1 pseudogene is annotated in these 272 nt (G+C 59.2%); it reads right to left on the minus strand.

What is annotated here, in order from left to right:
* Nucleotides 1-272, minus strand: a pseudogene (locus GJQ66_RS14240) (hypothetical protein); the annotation flags it as partial.

Below are 272 nucleotides of genomic sequence, written 5' to 3' on the forward strand. Positions count from 1 at the left end.
CGCCAGTGGCAGACACAGCAACATCAGAACCAGCGAGGCGCTCACGGAGAGCGAGATACTGTTAGTGAGTGCTCGCCAGGTAGCGCTCTGGTTATCAAACATCGCTCGCCAGGCGGCAAAGGTCAGGGTATCGGCATTCAGCGGCACGCCCAGTGTGGGTACCAGCGACGTTGCAATCAGCGCCAGCAGCGGTGCCAGCAGGATGGCGCACAACACCATTCCCAGCAGCACCTCAGTTGCCAGTCGCCATTTACCTAACTCAAAACTGAGCG

Origin of the sequence: Microbacterium sp. ZXX196 (assembly GCF_009709595.1) — a bacterium.
In the GTDB taxonomy this organism is placed as follows: Bacteria; Actinomycetota; Actinomycetes; order Actinomycetales; family Microbacteriaceae; genus Microbacterium; species Microbacterium excoecariae.